This is a genomic window from Marinilabilia salmonicolor (assembly GCF_003003035.1).
GTDB lineage: Bacteria > Bacteroidota > Bacteroidia > Bacteroidales > Marinilabiliaceae > Marinilabilia > Marinilabilia salmonicolor_A.
Genome location: NZ_PVTS01000003.1, coordinates 322,019 through 338,662 on the forward strand (window position 1 = coordinate 322,019; position 16,644 = coordinate 338,662).

Annotated in this window: 16 protein-coding genes; 10 read left to right on the forward strand and 6 right to left on the reverse strand. The window is 40.0% G+C overall.

Annotation, left to right across the window (positions count from 1 at the left end; genetic code table 11):
• The first annotated feature begins 63 nt into the window (after positions 1–63).
• The 8 genes from BY457_RS04740 (at position 64) to BY457_RS04775 (ending at position 10,064) form a co-directional block, all read left to right on the forward strand.
• Positions 64–519, forward strand: a complete 456-nt coding sequence (locus tag BY457_RS04740) for a toxin-antitoxin system YwqK family antitoxin (RefSeq protein ID WP_106152159.1) — start codon at positions 64–66, stop codon at positions 517–519.
• 843 nt (positions 520–1,362) lie between these two features.
• Positions 1,363–2,280 (forward strand): DUF362 domain-containing protein, encoded by a 918-nt coding sequence (locus BY457_RS04745; RefSeq protein WP_106152160.1) that lies wholly within the window; start codon positions 1,363–1,365, stop codon positions 2,278–2,280.
• Between the two features lie 203 nt (positions 2,281–2,483).
• Positions 2,484–4,097 (forward strand): 4Fe-4S dicluster domain-containing protein, encoded by a 1,614-nt coding sequence (locus tag BY457_RS04750; protein ID WP_106152161.1) that lies wholly within the window; start codon positions 2,484–2,486, stop codon positions 4,095–4,097.
• A 230-nt stretch (positions 4,098–4,327) separates the two neighbouring features.
• Positions 4,328–5,461, forward strand: a complete 1,134-nt coding sequence (locus tag BY457_RS04755; RefSeq protein ID WP_106152162.1) for a glycoside hydrolase family 26 protein — start codon at positions 4,328–4,330, stop codon at positions 5,459–5,461.
• Positions 5,462–5,535: 74 nt separating this feature from the next.
• On the forward strand, positions 5,536–5,967 hold the full coding sequence (locus BY457_RS04760) for an OsmC family protein (RefSeq protein WP_106152163.1): 432 nt from the start codon (positions 5,536–5,538) through the stop codon (positions 5,965–5,967).
• Positions 5,968–6,165: 198 nt separating this feature from the next.
• Complete coding sequence (locus BY457_RS04765) at positions 6,166–6,363, forward strand: ferredoxin (RefSeq protein WP_106152164.1); 198 nt, start codon at positions 6,166–6,168, stop codon at positions 6,361–6,363.
• A gap of 97 nt (positions 6,364–6,460) precedes the next feature.
• Positions 6,461–8,947: an ATP-dependent helicase HrpB gene (gene hrpB / locus BY457_RS04770; RefSeq protein ID WP_181256371.1), complete on the forward strand. Its 2,487-nt coding sequence runs from the start codon at positions 6,461–6,463 to the stop codon at positions 8,945–8,947.
• Positions 8,948–9,032: 85 nt separating this feature from the next.
• Positions 9,033–10,064: an Atu2307/SP_0267 family LLM class monooxygenase gene (locus BY457_RS04775; protein ID WP_106152166.1), complete on the forward strand. Its 1,032-nt coding sequence runs from the start codon at positions 9,033–9,035 to the stop codon at positions 10,062–10,064.
• Between the two features lie 12 nt (positions 10,065–10,076).
• Here the strand turns inward: BY457_RS04775 and BY457_RS04780 are convergent, their stop codons facing one another.
• The 3 genes from BY457_RS04780 to hemW form a co-directional block, all read right to left on the reverse strand.
• Complete coding sequence (locus BY457_RS04780) at positions 10,077–10,958, reverse strand: cation diffusion facilitator family transporter (RefSeq protein WP_106152167.1); 882 nt, start codon at positions 10,956–10,958, stop codon at positions 10,077–10,079.
• Positions 10,959–10,964: 6 nt separating this feature from the next.
• Positions 10,965–11,345, reverse strand: a complete 381-nt coding sequence (locus tag BY457_RS04785; protein ID WP_106152195.1) for a rhodanese-like domain-containing protein — start codon at positions 11,343–11,345, stop codon at positions 10,965–10,967.
• Between the two features lie 198 nt (positions 11,346–11,543).
• Positions 11,544–12,716, reverse strand: coding sequence for a radical SAM family heme chaperone HemW (gene hemW, locus BY457_RS04790; RefSeq protein WP_308738098.1), 1,173 nt, complete (start codon positions 12,714–12,716; stop codon positions 11,544–11,546).
• Positions 12,717–12,791: 75 nt separating this feature from the next.
• Between hemW and BY457_RS04795 the strand changes: the two genes are divergently transcribed.
• Positions 12,792–13,211, forward strand: a complete 420-nt coding sequence (locus BY457_RS04795; protein ID WP_258176606.1) for a VanZ family protein — start codon at positions 12,792–12,794, stop codon at positions 13,209–13,211.
• On the opposite strand, the gene BY457_RS04800 is transcribed toward BY457_RS04795, so the two are convergent.
• Positions 13,181–13,627 (reverse strand): RrF2 family transcriptional regulator, encoded by a 447-nt coding sequence (locus BY457_RS04800; RefSeq protein ID WP_106152168.1) that lies wholly within the window; start codon positions 13,625–13,627, stop codon positions 13,181–13,183. The two genes, BY457_RS04795 and BY457_RS04800, sit on opposite strands and share 31 nt — an antisense overlap.
• Positions 13,628–13,659: 32 nt before the next feature.
• Positions 13,660–14,100 carry a ribose 5-phosphate isomerase B gene (rpiB, locus tag BY457_RS04805; protein WP_106152169.1) on the reverse strand — a complete coding sequence of 147 codons (441 nt, stop codon included), beginning with the start codon at positions 14,098–14,100 and terminating at the stop codon, positions 13,660–13,662.
• 429 nt (positions 14,101–14,529) lie between these two features.
• Between rpiB and nadA the strand changes: the two genes are divergently transcribed.
• Positions 14,530–15,528 (forward strand): quinolinate synthase NadA, encoded by a 999-nt coding sequence (nadA, locus tag BY457_RS04810; RefSeq protein WP_106152170.1) that lies wholly within the window; start codon positions 14,530–14,532, stop codon positions 15,526–15,528.
• A 360-nt stretch (positions 15,529–15,888) separates the two neighbouring features.
• On the opposite strand, the gene BY457_RS04820 is transcribed toward nadA, so the two are convergent.
• Positions 15,889–16,644: transposase (locus tag BY457_RS04820; protein WP_219885133.1), on the reverse strand; the 756-nt coding region annotated here is incomplete at its 5' end.

The window sequence follows — 16,644 nt, forward strand, 5'->3', positions numbered from 1 at the left end:
TTGCGTTAACACAATTACAGGAACAAGTTGGGAGGCTTTTGATAACATTTTAAAGCAAAGGCCATGAAAAAGCTGATATTATTACTCATGATGGTAGTAACAGGTTCTCTGTTGCACGCTCAACTTGTGGAAAAAGAAGGAATTTTCTACGATTTTAACAACAATCCTTATACCGGTACCTATATTGAATACTTTCCTGATGGAAGTGTCCGTGTTGAAATGCAGGTAAAAGAAGGAAAGAAAAACGGAACCACAACCTATTATTTCGAAAATGGTAGTAAAAAAGAGGTCCGGAATTTCAAAGACAACAAAATGGACGGTACCTGGATTACCTGGGATGAAAATGGAACCAAGGTAGCTGAAGCCCGTTACAACAATGGCAAAAAACACGGAAAATGGTTCATCTGGGATGAAAATGGAACACTCCGATACGAAATGGAGTACAATTCGGGTGCAAAAACAGGCATTTGGTCCATCCACGATGAAGAAGGCAAATTAATCAGTGAGAAAGAATTCTGATATTTCTTCAAAAATTTAAAAAACCCGGTCTTATGATTCGGGTTTTTTCCCATCCTAATTTTCACAAACGTTTTGCATTTCTTTTCCCTGTTGTCCGGAAAAAACTATTATTATCAAATTGAGATTGCTTCGCTCTGCTACCAATGACAGATTTTTGTAATAAACACAAATTCAGATGATTAATAGTCGGCCCCCTCTCGGGGATCTGAATCTTTTGTTATCCCAACCCCGGGTTACCCACCCGGGGTTATTGACTGTCGTCGATCTTCGATTCAAATTGGCCCCTTCCAGGGACCTCCCAGATTTGTCATATTCCCATTATGCCTCAAAATTTAATTGATGTGCTCACTCACAATGACTCCGTTCTAAGGGTTGAGCAGGGTTGGTAGGGATTGATTTTCGGCAAAGCTGAAAATCAATCCCTATTTTTCAATTATTCCCTTCAGATTTTGGGTACAACAAACTTTCCTTATTTGGTTTAATTACAAACTATTGCATAAGCATAAACCCTCTTCAATATCGTTGGTCAATACATAGTGAAAAAGAATAGATTGGGTTCACAGAAAACATATTACAATCGGATCATCCTCTAATCAGGAATATTACATTTTCCGGATGGCATATGCTTTTACAGCCCAAATTCAATTTCTCACAAACCGGAATATAGGAGAGGTCACAATCTACAACAGCTTATTTAAACCAACTATAAATTAAGCAATTGAGTAGCACAAAACCTGTCCAATTTTATATATTTATGGTTTAAAATATGAGAATTATCGCATATTTTAATCAACCCTGTTGCCCACATAGTTGAAAAAAACGGTCAAAAATAAGGAGTATAGTATGAAAAGAAGAGATTTTCTGATAAAAGGAGCCGGCCTGGGTCTGGCGGGAGCTTTAATCCCGGGTTTTGGCGGACTGAATGCAGTGGGTTTGCCTGCAGAAGAAGGAAATTATGATTTGGTTGCCGTACGTGGAGGTGAAGCCGTTGATATGTTTGAAAAAGCAATGGAAGCTCTGGGTGGCATGGGCAAATTTGTAAAAAGCGGACAAAAAGTACTTGTTAAGCCTAATATTGGATGGGACGTACCTCCGGAGCGGGCCGGAAACACAAATCCCGACCTGATTAACAGGATTGTAAAGAGTTGTCTGAATGCAGGCGCTTCCGAGGTTGTGGTTTTCGACCATACCTGCGACCAGTGGGATCGTTGTTATCGCAACAGCGGACTGGAGGATGCAGCACGAAATGCCGGCGCCAAAGTTGTGCCCGGAAACAACGAATCTTTCTACAAGGAGGTATCTGTTCCTGGCGGAGTAAAACTCAAGAAAACAAAAGTTCACCGTGATTTGATGGACGCCGATGTATTTATCAACGTCCCAATTCTAAAACATCACGGATCAACAACCGTTTCTCTGGCCATGAAAAACCTTATGGGCGTGGTATGGGATCGCGGATTCTATCACGGAAACGATCTGAGTCAATGTATCGCAGATTTTCTGACTTATCGCAAGCCGGATCTTAATATTATTGACGGTTACCGGATGATGACCCGCAATGGTCCGCGTGGCGTATCAGTTTCGGATGTGGCCAATTTAAAAGCCCTGATCGCCGGAAAAGATATTGTGGCTGTAGATGCTGCAGCGACCATGATGTTCGGCGAAAAGCCCGAAAATATTAAGCACATCCGCCTGGCAAATGAAATGGGCCTTGGTTCCATGGATCTTCAAAATTTATCAATTAAACGTGTGAAAATGGCTTAGTCTGATATACTTAATTTGTCAGGTTCAAATCTTTCATAGCCTCTACCCTATTTTCCGGTTTCCGGTACTTTCCGGAAACCGGTTTATTGTTCCGTGCTGAATCGGGTACATAGATTTATTGCACATACCTGACCCCATTGCCGGAAGTATGTGAATAAACGAATGCCCGTCATATCCGACTTAAAAAAGTTAACATTATACCGATGAACATTTACTCCCTTTTACGGAAAAGCAGAATTATTCTTGCTTCAGTGGTACTAATACTTACATTCATCCTTTTCATTGATTTGTATGAGTGGATCCCGAACCATCTCTTCGACACCATTCTCTTCCTGCAATTTGTGCCCTCCGTATTGCACTTTTTGGCCGTCTTCTCACTTGCTACCGCGGGTGGATTTTTAATAGTTCTGATACTTACAGTTCTAACTGGTCGTCTATATTGCTCAGTAATCTGTCCGTTAGGGATATTGCAGGATGTGATCAACAAGATAGCACGCTGGAAATCCAAAAAGAAAAGGTTTTTCAAATATAAAAAACCTCATCCGGTCCTGAGATATACCTTTCTGGGAATTGTAACCCTTGCCATCATTTTCGGAGCCGGATGGATCGTAACCTGGCTCGACCCATACAGCATCGCTGGAAGAACTTTCACCTACCTGTTTAAACCCCTGACAGTATGGCTCAACAATGGAGTGATAGCCCCGGTATTGCAGAACTTTGAAATCTATTCGGTTTATCACGTAAATTTAATGATGCCTTACCTGCTTCCGGTTCTGTTATCATTTGGCACCATTGCTGCCATTGGCTATTTCGCCTGGAAGCGGGGGCGTTTATTCTGTAATACCATTTGTCCGGTTGGTACCTTGTTGGGAGTTGCCTCCAGGTTCAGTTTTCTGAAAGTACAATTCGATGAATCCACCTGTACCCGATGTGGAAAATGTGCAGCTGTTTGCAAAAGCGAATGTATCGACATCCGCAATTATTCTGTGGATAACAGCCGCTGTGTTACTTGTTTCAATTGCCTTGATGTGTGCCCGGAAACAGCACTTTCACTCAGACCGGCAAAAAGCTCCACAAAAAAACCTGTAGATTTTAAAGAGGTTACCATGCCAAAAAAAGAAAAATCAAACACCACTGACGAAAACCGCAGAAAACTATTGGTTACAGGACTGGCTTTACTTACAGGAAGCCGCATTTATGCCCTGAAGAAAAACAAAATGCCGGAAAGCCAGAAGGATCTCCTGCTCAATAATAAAGAATATCCGGTAACTCCTCCGGGTGCAGGTAACATAAAACGATTCAACGATATTTGCACAGGATGCTCACTTTGTGTGGCAGCTTGTCCTACCGGTGTTTTACAACCTTCTCTGACACATTACGGATTGGAAGGTTTCATGCAGCCTCACATGGATTATGCTACCTATTTCTGCAATTTCGATTGTAACAAATGTGGAGAAGTTTGCCCTACAGGGGCCATTTTACCCCTTCCCCTGGAAGAAAAACAAATCACACAAATGGGAAAAGCCGTTTTTGTAAAACAAAACTGTGTGGTTTACACTGATGAGACCGTCTGCGGAGCCTGCTCGGAACATTGTCCGACCAAAGCAGTTACAATGGTTCCCTACAAAGATGGTTTGCGCATTCCGGAAGTTGACCAGTCCATTTGTATCGGATGTGGTGCTTGTGAATATCCTTGTCCGGTTCCTCAACCTTACAAAGCCATCTATGTAAATGGAAATGCAGAACAACAGCTGGCTGACAAACCCGATTTTGGTAAAAAACAGGAAATCGATCACGAAGAAGATTTCCCTTTTTAATCAATTAAAAACCTTAATAGGAAACTGATTAAAGTGATAAAAAAGTAATCATTATTATCAAAAAAATACTTAAAACCTTTTATTTGTAGGCTTCTCTCAGGAAAAATCGTGCCTTTTCTATTTCATCCGATAGGGAATATTCAAATTCGCTTGTTTAACGGACCTTAACCTGCTAAGTCCGTGAATTAAGCGGTTTAGCTACATTTAAAAAAATTTTTTACAACCACACAATGACTATTAAAACGCTATTATTCTGGGTTTCAATATCAGCCCTGACATTTTCCTGCACCTCTGAAAATGACCATTCACTGGTTGATGAAAATGCTTCCCCTGAAACAAAAGCCTTGTTTCACAACTTAAAAGAACTTTCACCAAACCAGACTCTTTTCGGTCATCAACACGCCACCGAATATGGTCATGGCTGGCAGGGCGATGAAAACCGTTCGGATGTTAAATCTGTGACCGGTTCACACCCGGCTGTGATTGGAGTAGATATCATGGGCTTTTCAGGGGTTTCGGAAGAAGAAATCAATAAAAATATGGAATCCCTGCGGAAAAACGTCATTGACACCTACGAAAGAGGAGGAATAACCACCGTAGCCTGGCATTTTTCCAATCCGGTATCAGAAGGTCGTTTTTATTGGGTTGATTCTGTTTCTTTACCCGCTGTTAAGTATATTATTGCCGGAGGCGGGGAACATGAAAAGTATAAAGAAATACTGACCACCGTCGGAGCTTGGGCAAATAGCCTGAAAGCAAAAGACGGGACCTTGATTCCGGTTATTTTTCGACCGTTTCATGAATTCGACGGAGATTGGTTTTGGTGGGGTGCTTCGCATTGTACCAAAGAAGAATTCACGGATTTGTGGAAATTTACAGTTTCTTATTTGAGAGACTCACTGGATGTACACAACTTCATCTATGCATTTTCACCCGACAATCGTTTCAACAATGAGGAAGAATTTCTGGAGCGATACCCCGGCGATGAATGGGTAGATATGGTTGGAATGGACAACTATGCTGACCTTGGGCGCGACCGGTATGACATTGAAACCGCAGCAAAAAAGCTAAAAATCGTTTCGGATTACGCAGAAAAAGCCGGAAAACTGGCAGCATTCACCGAAACAGGGCTAGAATCAATACCCGACACTACCTGGTGGACAGAAACCTTGTTAAAAACCATGCAAATGCATGATGCCAAACTTGCTTATGTGTTGGTATGGCGAAATGACATTCACAGCCAAACACATTATTATGCCCCATTCCCCGGGCATAAAAGTGTCCCCAATTTTATGGAATTCTACAATCATCCATATACTCTTTTTGAAAAGGATTTGAAGAATATTTACCGACTAGAAAAATAAAATTTCGGGCAACCATTTCAGCATTAATTTGTTGACTTTATAGTTGAATGTTGAATCATAAAAACGTTTTTATTATGAGTACACACAAATCATCAGCTATATGGAAAGGAAATCTTGCCAAAGGTAAAGGAACCATGAATGTGGGCGAAGGAGCCTGGCAAGGAAATTTCTCAGCAAAATCACGTTTCGAAGGAAGTAAGGACGGAACAAGCCCCGAAGAATTGATTGCTGCCGCGCATGCCGGATGTTTTTCAATGGCCTTTTCTCATGCACTTTCAGAAGCTGGTCACGAACCCGAAAGTGTGGAGACAAAAGCAGAAGCAACCATCGAAAAAGGAGCAGAGGGTTTCAGTATTACTAAAATACATCTTACTACCGAAGGAAAAGTACCAGGAATAGAAAAGGATGAATTCTTAAAAATTGCAGAAGAGGCCAAGGAAAATTGTCCTGTTTCAAAAGCACTCAAGCAAGGCGTAGCCATTTCACTGGATGCATCTTTGCTTTAAAGAGATACCCGTCAACCGGGATTTTCGAAGGCTGCCAAAACGATGGCAGCCTTTTTTGTTGACCTCATCAGAATTTATAAAAACTGCCTGTTCAGAATTCGGGTCGATTTTGAAACAAATTTTTTATCAGTCCTTGACCTTCCCTTTAACTCTTTGTAAATTAAAAGCTTTGAATTCAAACATTTAAAAACTTGAACTATGGCTATTAAAAAAGTTTGGATGGAAGAGGGTTGCACCTCCTGCAACCTTTGCGTTGACATTTGCCCGGAAGTTTTCGATATGCCAGATGATGTGGCTGTTGTCAAAGAAGGCGTAAATTATGATGATTATACCGAAGAAATTATAGAGGCAGCCGAGAGTTGTCCGGTAGAAGTCATCAAATATGAAGAGGGGTAACAAAACCTCTCTTTTTTTGTAATCTAACCCACATTAAACCTTTTATAATCGCTGAATCCAATATCTTTGCAAAAAACCGATAAATGGAAAGAAAAGCGTGAAGTTAAACCTTTCAAACATAAATCTTCCGGTTAAAGAAGTTGTTCCGGAAATTCAGAAACTACTGCAAAAAAGAAATTCTTTAATCGTAAGTGCCCCTCCGGGAGCGGGAAAAAGTACACTTTTACCGCTCGTTTTGATGCATGAAAGCTGGCTTCAGGAGAAAAAAATCATTATGCTGGAGCCCCGAAGATTGGCCGCTCGAACTATTGCCATGCGAATGGCCTCGATGTTAGGGGAAGAGGTAGGACAAACAGTTGGTTACAGAATTCGTTTCGACAATAAAATCAGTAAATCCACCCGTATTGAGGTGGTTACAGAGGGGATTCTGACAAGAATGCTTCAGACTGATAATGCACTCGAAAATACCGGAATGGTCATTTTCGATGAATTTCACGAACGCAGCATTTTTGCTGATATAGCCCTGGTTCTCACACGCCAAAGCCAGGAGGTACTGCGTCCTGATTTACGGTTGATGGTTATGTCGGCCACGCTAAATTTACCCCATCTTTCAGAAATGCTCGGAGCCCCTGTTGTGGAAAGCCGGGGACGGCAATATCCGGTTGAGATAACCCACACAGGAAACCGGGATATGATGGTTATTGCTGAGAATGTGGCAGCGATTGTTTCCCAGGCTGCAAAAAATGATAAAGGAGACATCCTGGCTTTCCTTCCCGGCGAAGGAGAAATACGAAAATGTGAAGAGATACTCAAAAAGAGCCTCGACAATATTTCCATTCACCCGCTTTACGGACAGTTACCTCCCAAAGCACAGCTGGCAGCCATTCTTCCAAATGCTCAGGGCAAACGAAAAGTTGTATTGACTACTTCTATTGCAGAAACCAGCCTGACCATCGAAGGGGTATCCATTGTGGTGGATTCCGGCTATGGACGTACCCTGCAATTCGACCCCGGAACGGGACTATCGCGACTGACCACCATAGAAATTACGCTTGATGCAGCCAATCAGAGAGCAGGACGGGCAGGACGGCTTGGCCCTGGAAAATGTTACCGACTTTGGACCCTGGCCGATGAACACCGAATGGAGGAACACCGGGTTCCGGAAATTGAAACTTCCGATTTGGCTTCAATGGTGCTCGACCTGGCAGTATGGGGAATAACCGATGTCTATTCTCTCAATTGGCCCACTCCCCCTCCCAAATCTCATGTGGATGAAGCTTTGGAAACACTTCATCAGCTGGAAGCGCTCGAAAACCATAAAATAACCTCACACGGAAAAGAGATGGCCACCCTCCCCTGCCATCCACGAATCGCCCACATGCTCCTTATGGCCAACACTTCAGGGCATCTTTCATTAGCAGCGGACCTGGCAGCCATACTGGAAGAACGCGACCCCATGTCCCGGGAAACAGGAATTGATATCAATCTCAGGGTAGAAGAACTACGCCGTCAACGACGAGAGAAACGAAACAACAAAAGGTGGAACCAAATCATAAAAGTGGCAGAATCCTATCTCCGGATGTTCGACCGCCAACCTGAGAACGACCCGTTTGACCCGTTTGATACCGGCCTTTTACTGGTTCATGCCTATCCCGAACGCATTGCATCGGCACGACCCGGAAACGAAGCTCGTTTTCAACTTTCTAATGGAAGCTATGCTCTCGCTTCACATAAAGATGATTTGGCTCACGAACCCTGGCTTTCAGTAGCCCACATGGATGCACGCCAGGGAATGGGTAAAATCTTTCTGGCTGCCCCTCTTAATCCGGCTGATCTGAAAACATTAATTAAAACCTCTGAAACCATCACCTGGGACACTCGTAAAGGAGGCCTGCTAGCCACCCGCGATTTACGAATTGGCAGTCTGGTGCTACAATCAAAACCACTTAACAATCCTGACCCCGAAGAAGTAATGAATGCCATTTGCGAAGCCATCGCAAAAGAGGGTCAAAACTTATTGAATTTTAACGATGACGTGGCCCACTGGCAAAACCGAATAATCAGTCTAAGTAAGTGGCGCCCCGAAGAAAACTGGCCGGATGTAACCACATCTGCCCTCCTTCGAACCTGCAAAGAATGGCTATCCCCTTACTTAAACAACATCCGACGCAACGAAGACCTCAAAAAAATAGATTTACTTAATGCCCTGCATTATCATCTCTCCCCTGAAAAACAATCGGCTCTTGACCGTCTGGTTCCTCAACGAATAAAGGTTCCCAGCGGTTCGTTTATAAAAATAAGTTATCAACCTGATGGTTCGGCTCCCATTTTAGCAGTACGATTACAGGAAATGTTTGGAATGGCCGATACCCCTGCTGTTAACGACGGTAAAACACCTGTACTTCTGCATTTACTCTCGCCCGGATTTAAACCGGTTCAGGTTACCTCTGACCTTCGTAGTTTCTGGAACAATACCTATTATGAAGTAAAAAAGGAATTGAAAAACCGTTATCCCAAACATGTATGGCCGGAAGACCCTTGGAAAGAAGAAGCAATAAGAGGAACAAAAAGAAAGGGAAAATAACCAGTATCAGAAAACCCAAAGAGTTTTTAAACAGATTCGGTCTTCAACCTGTTTATAGTACATAATTAATTGTTATAAAATAAGTATGGAACTAGGTATAGGCATGTTTGGAGACCTCACATTGGATGGGGAAAACAATAAATTTCAGTCACCCAAAGAGCGTTTAAGTGAAATGCAGGAACAGGTAAAACTGGCCGAGGAGGTCGGTTTGGACAGTTTCGTTCTGGGTGAACACCACCGACCCGATTATGCGGTATCCTCAACCGAAATTGTTTTAGCTGCTTTGGCATCAGTTACAAATAATATTAAACTGGCCAGTGGGGTTACCGTGCTAAGTTCTGCCGATCCCGTCAAAGTCTATCAGGACTACGTGACACTTGATTTGATTTCGAACAATCGGGCCGAAATAATTGCCGGACGAGGCAGTTTTACAGAATCATTTCCGCTTTTCGGATATGATCTGAAAGATTACAACGAACTCTATGAAGAAAAACTGAATTTATTGCTTAAACTTAACAATGAAGATACCATCACCTGGCAGGGAAAATTCAGACCTTCACTAAATGAGCAAACCGTTTATCCCCGACCCGAAAGAAAACTCCCGATCTGGATTGCCGTAGGTGGAACTCCCCAATCTGTTGAACGCGCAGCCCGACTGGGTTTACCCATTATGTTTGCAATCATAGGCGGAATGCCCCGTCAATTTAAGCCGCTGGTGGAATTTTACAAAGAACAATATCTGGAACATGGTCACGACATCAATAAAATGCAAATAGGCGTGCACTCCCATACTTTTGTATGTAATTCACTGGAAGAGTTGCTTGATAATTATTATCCCGGATATGCTGCTCAAATGGACCGAATTGGGGCAACAAGAGGTTGGCTGCCTTATTCCAAACAACAATTTTTGCATGGATTAAGTCCGGATGGCGCACTATATATGGGAGACCCCTCAGAAGTGACCGACAAAATACTTGAAACCATTGAAATGTTTGGTCTCACCAGATACATTGCTCATGTGGATGTAGGAGGCCCCACGCATAAACAGCTGATGAAAACCATCGAAATGTTCGGAGAAAAAGTTGTTCCACAAATAAGAAAGGCGATGGAGGTTTAACTGATTACTTGTCTAATTTTTCAACGGTTTTATTCCATCAATAGAATCCACATGAATGGTGACTTCTATCGCATATTCCTTCTCTATCCGTAGTTCATATTCACTGGCTATTTCATGAGCTTTAGAGAGGCTGTATATTCCCGGCAAACTGATGTGAAAAACCAACTCAGAATGATGTCCGTAATGATGCATTTTGAAACTATGCGGATCCAGAAAGACATTTCCGTTAATAGTCTCCCCCAACTCCACTATTCTCTGCTCCATTTCCGGTTCAATATTTTCTCCAAGCAAAATGCTTATGGTTTCGCGCATGATGGTGTAAGTGGTATAGAAAATCATTAGGGAAACCAAAATTCCCAAAACACTATCGGCCCACCAAAACCGGCCTCCTGCAAAAATACCCACTAAAATTACAATACTTGAAATGGCATCAGACCGGTGATGCCAACCGTCAGCCTTGAGGGAATTGGATTTAATTTTTTTCCCGATGATAATGGAATAGCGGGCCATAATTTCCTTTATCACTACAGAAGCAACGGTAACCCAGATGGCTACAGGACCATAATTAAAATCAGCACGTTCTTTAAATTTCAGGATAGATTCGCCCAAAAAATTAAACCCCACAATAGCCAGTAAAATACCTACCACCAGAGATGCAATTAATTCGGCACGACCATGACCGAAAGGATGTTTTTTATCGGCAGGAATATTTGAAACTTTAAGCCCAAATAAAACGGCCAGTGAAGAAACTGAATCTGACAAAGTATGCCAGGAATCCGCTAAAAGTGCCACAGAATTAGAAACAATTCCAGCCCAATATTTAATGCCGAATAATCCGATATTCAAAAATATAGAAAGCCAGGTGGCCACCACTCCGGATTTTGATTTTTCCATAATTTATTAATATATGTCGCTATCATCAACGGGAAATCCTTTATCTTTCCAATCTTTGAACCCTCGTTTTAAATGATACACATTCAAAAAACCCTCCTTCTCCAATATTGTAAGAACTTTTTTGGAACGATTTCCATAAGTACAGTAAACCAAAACAAGTAGTTCTTTAGGGTAACCGGAAATAAGCTTTAGTAAAACTTCCTTTTCCCCTGCATATAAAGCACCTGGAATACGCTCACTGGAAAACTCTTCATATATTCGTACATCCAAAACAACCACCTGTTCAGCACTGTCCTTAAAAGCAAAAAAATCCTCAGCTGCTAAATTCTTCTGAGAAAAAGCAACTGAACCTGTCAATAAAAATAGCAAAAGAATTTGCTTACGCATAAAAACCATTTATTTAATGCCTGAAAGAAAACTAAGAATTTTCAGTCTTTGACAAAATAGCGCCAAATGCAAGGCTTTCGAAGTTTTTGAAATCAAGGAGTTTACTTTTCGAAAATGACTGTTTCAAAAACGAGAATAACGCAGTAGTTGGGGTTTGTTGCAAAGACTATTTACCAGCACAAAGAAAAGGGTTAACCATCATACTTCAAACAGATCTTCAATAATTCCATCAATTAAGAACCATCCTTTCCTTGTTCCAAATATCCTTCCACACTCTTGTTGCAATAATCCCCGTTCTGTCCATTTTTGGATATTATTCTCAAACTGGGACATCAAACCGAAATGATTGGCTTTCAAATCCTCAAGATCAATTCCTTTTCGGGTACGTAATCCCAACATCAGGCACTCATTAAAACGATCATTTTCTGTCAATATTTCATTTGAAACACCACTTTGATATCCCGATTCAAGGTATTGATGCAGATCAGATTTGTTCCAAAAACGCCGGATTCCGTCAAATGAATGAGCTCCGGGCCCTGCACCCAGGTAAGATTTACCTGTCCAGTAGGAGGTATTGTGTCTGGAATATAGTCCATCTCTGCAAAAATTTGAAATTTCATAATGTTCAAAACCCAGTTTTTCAGCTTCATCATGAAGCATCCAAAAAAGTTGTTCGCTTTGTTCCTCTTCAATTTCAGAGAGTTTTTTCCGTTTTTTATCACGTCCAAACTGTGTATTGGGTTCGATGGTTAAGTGATAGGCGGACAAATGTTTCAACGGATATTGATTCATAACAATCAGATTTTGCAGAAACTTTTCCTGATCAGACCAGGGCAAACCATAAATCAAATCAATACCCACATTTTCAAAACCGGCAGCAAACGTCTGTTCAATAACATTTCTACTTTGAATGGAATTATGTCTGCGACCCATTTTCTTCAAATCTTCATCAAAGAAACTTTGAATACCCAGACTAATTCTGTTAAAACCTAAACTTCTTAAACCTGACAAATATTCAGCATCCAGATCGTCCGGATTGACTTCAATTGTAAATTCGGTATCATCTGCCAAAGAATATTCTTTTCGGATAACATTTAAAACCTCCTCCAATTGTTCAACAGCCAAAAGACTGGGTGTACCTCCTCCAAAATAAACGGAGTGTATTACTTTTTCTGATTTCGAAAAAAAATCTGATCGCTCTTCCAACTCTTTCAAAAGCTGGCCCAAAAATTGATTTCTATATTGAACCTTTGTACTTTTAAAAAAATCACAATAATGACACCTGGTTTTACAAAATGGAACATGTATATAAATTCCCGCCATAAAATAAAAAATTAAATCAACACCAAAATCATCTCTAAGCCGCGCCATTACTGAAAATGTTCCACGTGAAACATTTTAAACCAGAGGTTTATCAACAACAATCAACCACTTATCAATAACTTTATGAACATAAATAAAACAACACAACTACTTATTAATTACAAATTTACATTAATAATTGTAGGAATTATCTTCTTTCTTAGCTTATCAACATCGGAAAGTATCAACAAAGTATGGTTTCTGGATTTTCCACATTCCGACAAAATAGCTCACATGGGTATGTACGGATTCCTCACCCTGGTTTACCTAATGGAACGAACAGCTTTTCTCAGACGCTATCAGGCAACCCGAAAAACACGTTGGTATTTTGTCTGGTGGATTGTACTTATCGGAGCTATTCTGGAATTTATCCAACCATTGATGGCCGGACGTGAAAAAGAGTTTTTTGATTTTATTGCCAACACCTCAGGAATTGTGATGGCTTATATAGTATTCTTTCTGATTAAAAAGTACTACAGTTTTAATAATACATTTTCGTCATGACCCATTCGCTCAATAATTCCTCCAATCGTCTCACTGCTGAAATAATCTACTACTTCCTTACGTACTTTACTGTATCTGTCATGAACAGGACAACGTTCCGCTTTTCCCGACGAACTGTGACACAATCCGGTCCCTATCAGGCACGATTCAAAAACAGAAGGACCATCTATAATCTCCACTATGTCCAGTAAAGTTATTTCTTCAGCTTTTTTGGCAAGAAAAAATCCTCCTGTAGGGCCTTTAAAACTATTCAACAGTCCCTTTCGAACAAATATCTGCAGTATTTTACTTAAAAATTGCATGGGAATTCCCAATTCTGAGGCGATAACCCGGGCGTTGGCGCGGTTATCTTCACTCCCTTTTAAACCAATAAAAATGATTGCTCTAACAGCGTACTTACAAGTTGTTGACAGCATAATAATGAAAAAATTATTTCTACTCTTTAAAATTATTTTACCGGAATTTTCTCCACCCTTCGTTTATGTCTTCCACCTTCAAAACCGGTAGTGAAAAAAGCATTAACAATTTTCAATGCTTCCTGCTGCTTAAGAAATCGTCCGGGCAATGCACAAATATTAGCATTATTGTGTAATCGCGCCAAATAAGCTATTTCAGTGTTCCAACATACTGCAGACCTGATACCCTGGTGCTTATTAACAGTCATATTGATCCCGTTTCCACTTCCGCAAATGGCAATGGCAACTTCACAATCACCATTTTCAACAGCATTTGCCAATGGATGAGCATAATCGGGATAATCGGTACTGTCATCAGAATTGGTTCCTAAATCCAATACTTCAATTCCTTTCTTCAACATTTCCTCCTTCAAAAACGTTTTCAGAGTGAAACCTGCATGATCTGAACCTATGGCTATTTTTTTGAAAAGCATATATTTTTATTTTCAAAGATAATAAATTCTGCGGCTTTCATATTCGTTTAACAACCTGTTGACAATTGGTTAATATTTACCAACAACTTATGAAAACATTTTATAGGAAATATCGGAAAAATTTTCATACATCACCAAATATAGCCATGTCAAATAAGTTAACTGTTCTTTCTGATTTTCTTTTTAACAGTTTTCACACCCGTATTAAACAATTGCCAATGATTAATTATTAAATTTGCATTTACTTAACCGTTGTTGATAACATCAACTATATAATTGAAGTTTAATTTTTTAAGTGGTCTTATAAGTCGTTGATAAAGCAAGCTTAAATAGTCATTTCAATACAAAACAATGGTATTGAAATATTTTTTTAAACATTATCAACAGCCTTATAACATCACCATATTATATTTATAAATCTTTATAATAATGAATATTAAGAGTGAATGGTTGAAAAAAGGATTTGTTGACGAAACAATTCCTGCCGGTGTGGACTTGGTTGAAGCTGTGAACAAGCTTAAAAAGGAGAAGAATGCACTGCTGATGGCTCATTATTATCAGAAAAATGAAATACAGGATACCGCTGATTTTGTAGGTGACAGCCTGGCCCTTGCCTGGGAGGCTTCTCAAACAAATGCGGATATAATTTTACTTTCCGGGGTTTTGTTTATGGGAGAAACAGCCAAAATTTTATCTCCTGAAAAGAAGGTGCTGATTCCTGATTTTAATGCAGGGTGCTCGCTCGCTGACAGCTGCCCTGCTGATGCTTTTGAAGATTTTATTAAAAAGCACCCCGGACACATCGTGGTTACTTATGTTAATACCACTGCCGATGTTAAGGCTTTATCCGACATCGTTGTAACCTCTACCAATGCTGTAAAGATAATTAATAGTATTCCTAAGGATAAGAATATTATTTTTGGTCCTGATCGTAACTTGGGTAACTATCTGCAAAGTGTTTCAGGTCGCGAAATGGTTATCTGGGACGGAGCTTGTCATGTTCATGAAAAATTTTCTGTAAAGAAAATTGTTGATTTGAAGAAGGAACATCCCAATGCGGAGGTTATTGCCCATCCGGAATGTAAAAAACCTGTTCTTACCATTTCTGATTTCATTGGCAGTACTGCCAGTTTATTGAAATATACCCAAACCTCTGCTTCCAATGAATTTATAGTGGCTACAGAGTCCGGCGTTTTGCATCAAATGCAGTTGGCTTCAAAAGGTAAAACTTTTATTCCAGCACCCCCCTCCGACTCCACCTGTGGTTGTAACGATTGTGAATTTATGCGCCTTAATACACTGGAAAAGATCTATTTAACATTGAAATATGAATATCCGGAGGTTAATGTGGAAGAGGGTGTTCGGGTAAAAGCCATTAAACCCATTGAAAAAATGTTTGAATTATCTGGGGACTTACTTAAAAAATAGGACTTTATGTTTTAAGGCAATTTGAACACGTTGTTTTTGTGATTTTTGTTTGTTTAATTTCCTATTTAATTTTTTACCTTTATCGATTAGGAATTTTCAATCACTTTTCGGCTTTAATCAAAAATATACTGATTTACAGGTCTTTAAATAATTTGTGATTTGATATTATTTCTTTAAAAAATCGTTTAAAGGGATTATCCATGGATGGGATTTCATTATTATTAGTTGAGGATAATGTTTTGAATCAAAAACTTATATTTCTTACTTTATCGAAATACGGGTTTAAGATTGATGTGGCCAATAATGGTAAGGAAGCGTTGGACAAGCTCAAAGTAAAGAGCTATGAATGCGAATTAAGGGTTAAATTATCAATCCAATAAAAGCTGCTGCCAGTTTTCCAAACACATGAACCAGCAACCCATTAGTAGATCTGACATTTGACGCTCTTTGAATATTTGTTTTTTCATTAATCCAGTTAAAGAAAGCCTCTATTGGTTGCCGTATTGAAGATACAGCCTTAGAGTAGAGTTCGTTTGCAGCCTTGTCGAAAAATTTCAGACAATCAGGCTGCCCCTTTACCCCTTTGACAGGAGTAAGCATTGCTGAGTTGTATTCCTTAGTCATATTGACAAAGAATTCAGTGTCATGATATATTTTGTCACCATAAAATTGTCTGTTCGACAAATCAGCCCAGTTCTGTTTAAATGCATTTAAATCATTTTCGGACGCTTGCGTGATAATAACTGACTCAGGAAAAGGTAATTTGCTTGGACGATGCATCCCCAGCACATGCAGTTTAAGACCAAAGTACCAGATTCCTTTAGTTGAACAGAAGGTTTTATCAGTGATTTCTCTAGCAACTTTACCATGCCTTTTTCCAGAACATGTGATAATAGGCATTGAATCTAACACATTTGTATTGCTACTACAATCATAGGGACGCTGGGTCGTCATGAGTATATCAGATAAACACTTTAAAGCTTCCGACATACGATTTAGCCGTGTATTGAAAGCCACATAGGAAGGTAGCTTTGGGAACCATGAATGCAAATAGTCTTTTGCAAATTGATGAATATGTTTAATTTTAAACCGTTGTTCTGAATGCATAACAAATAA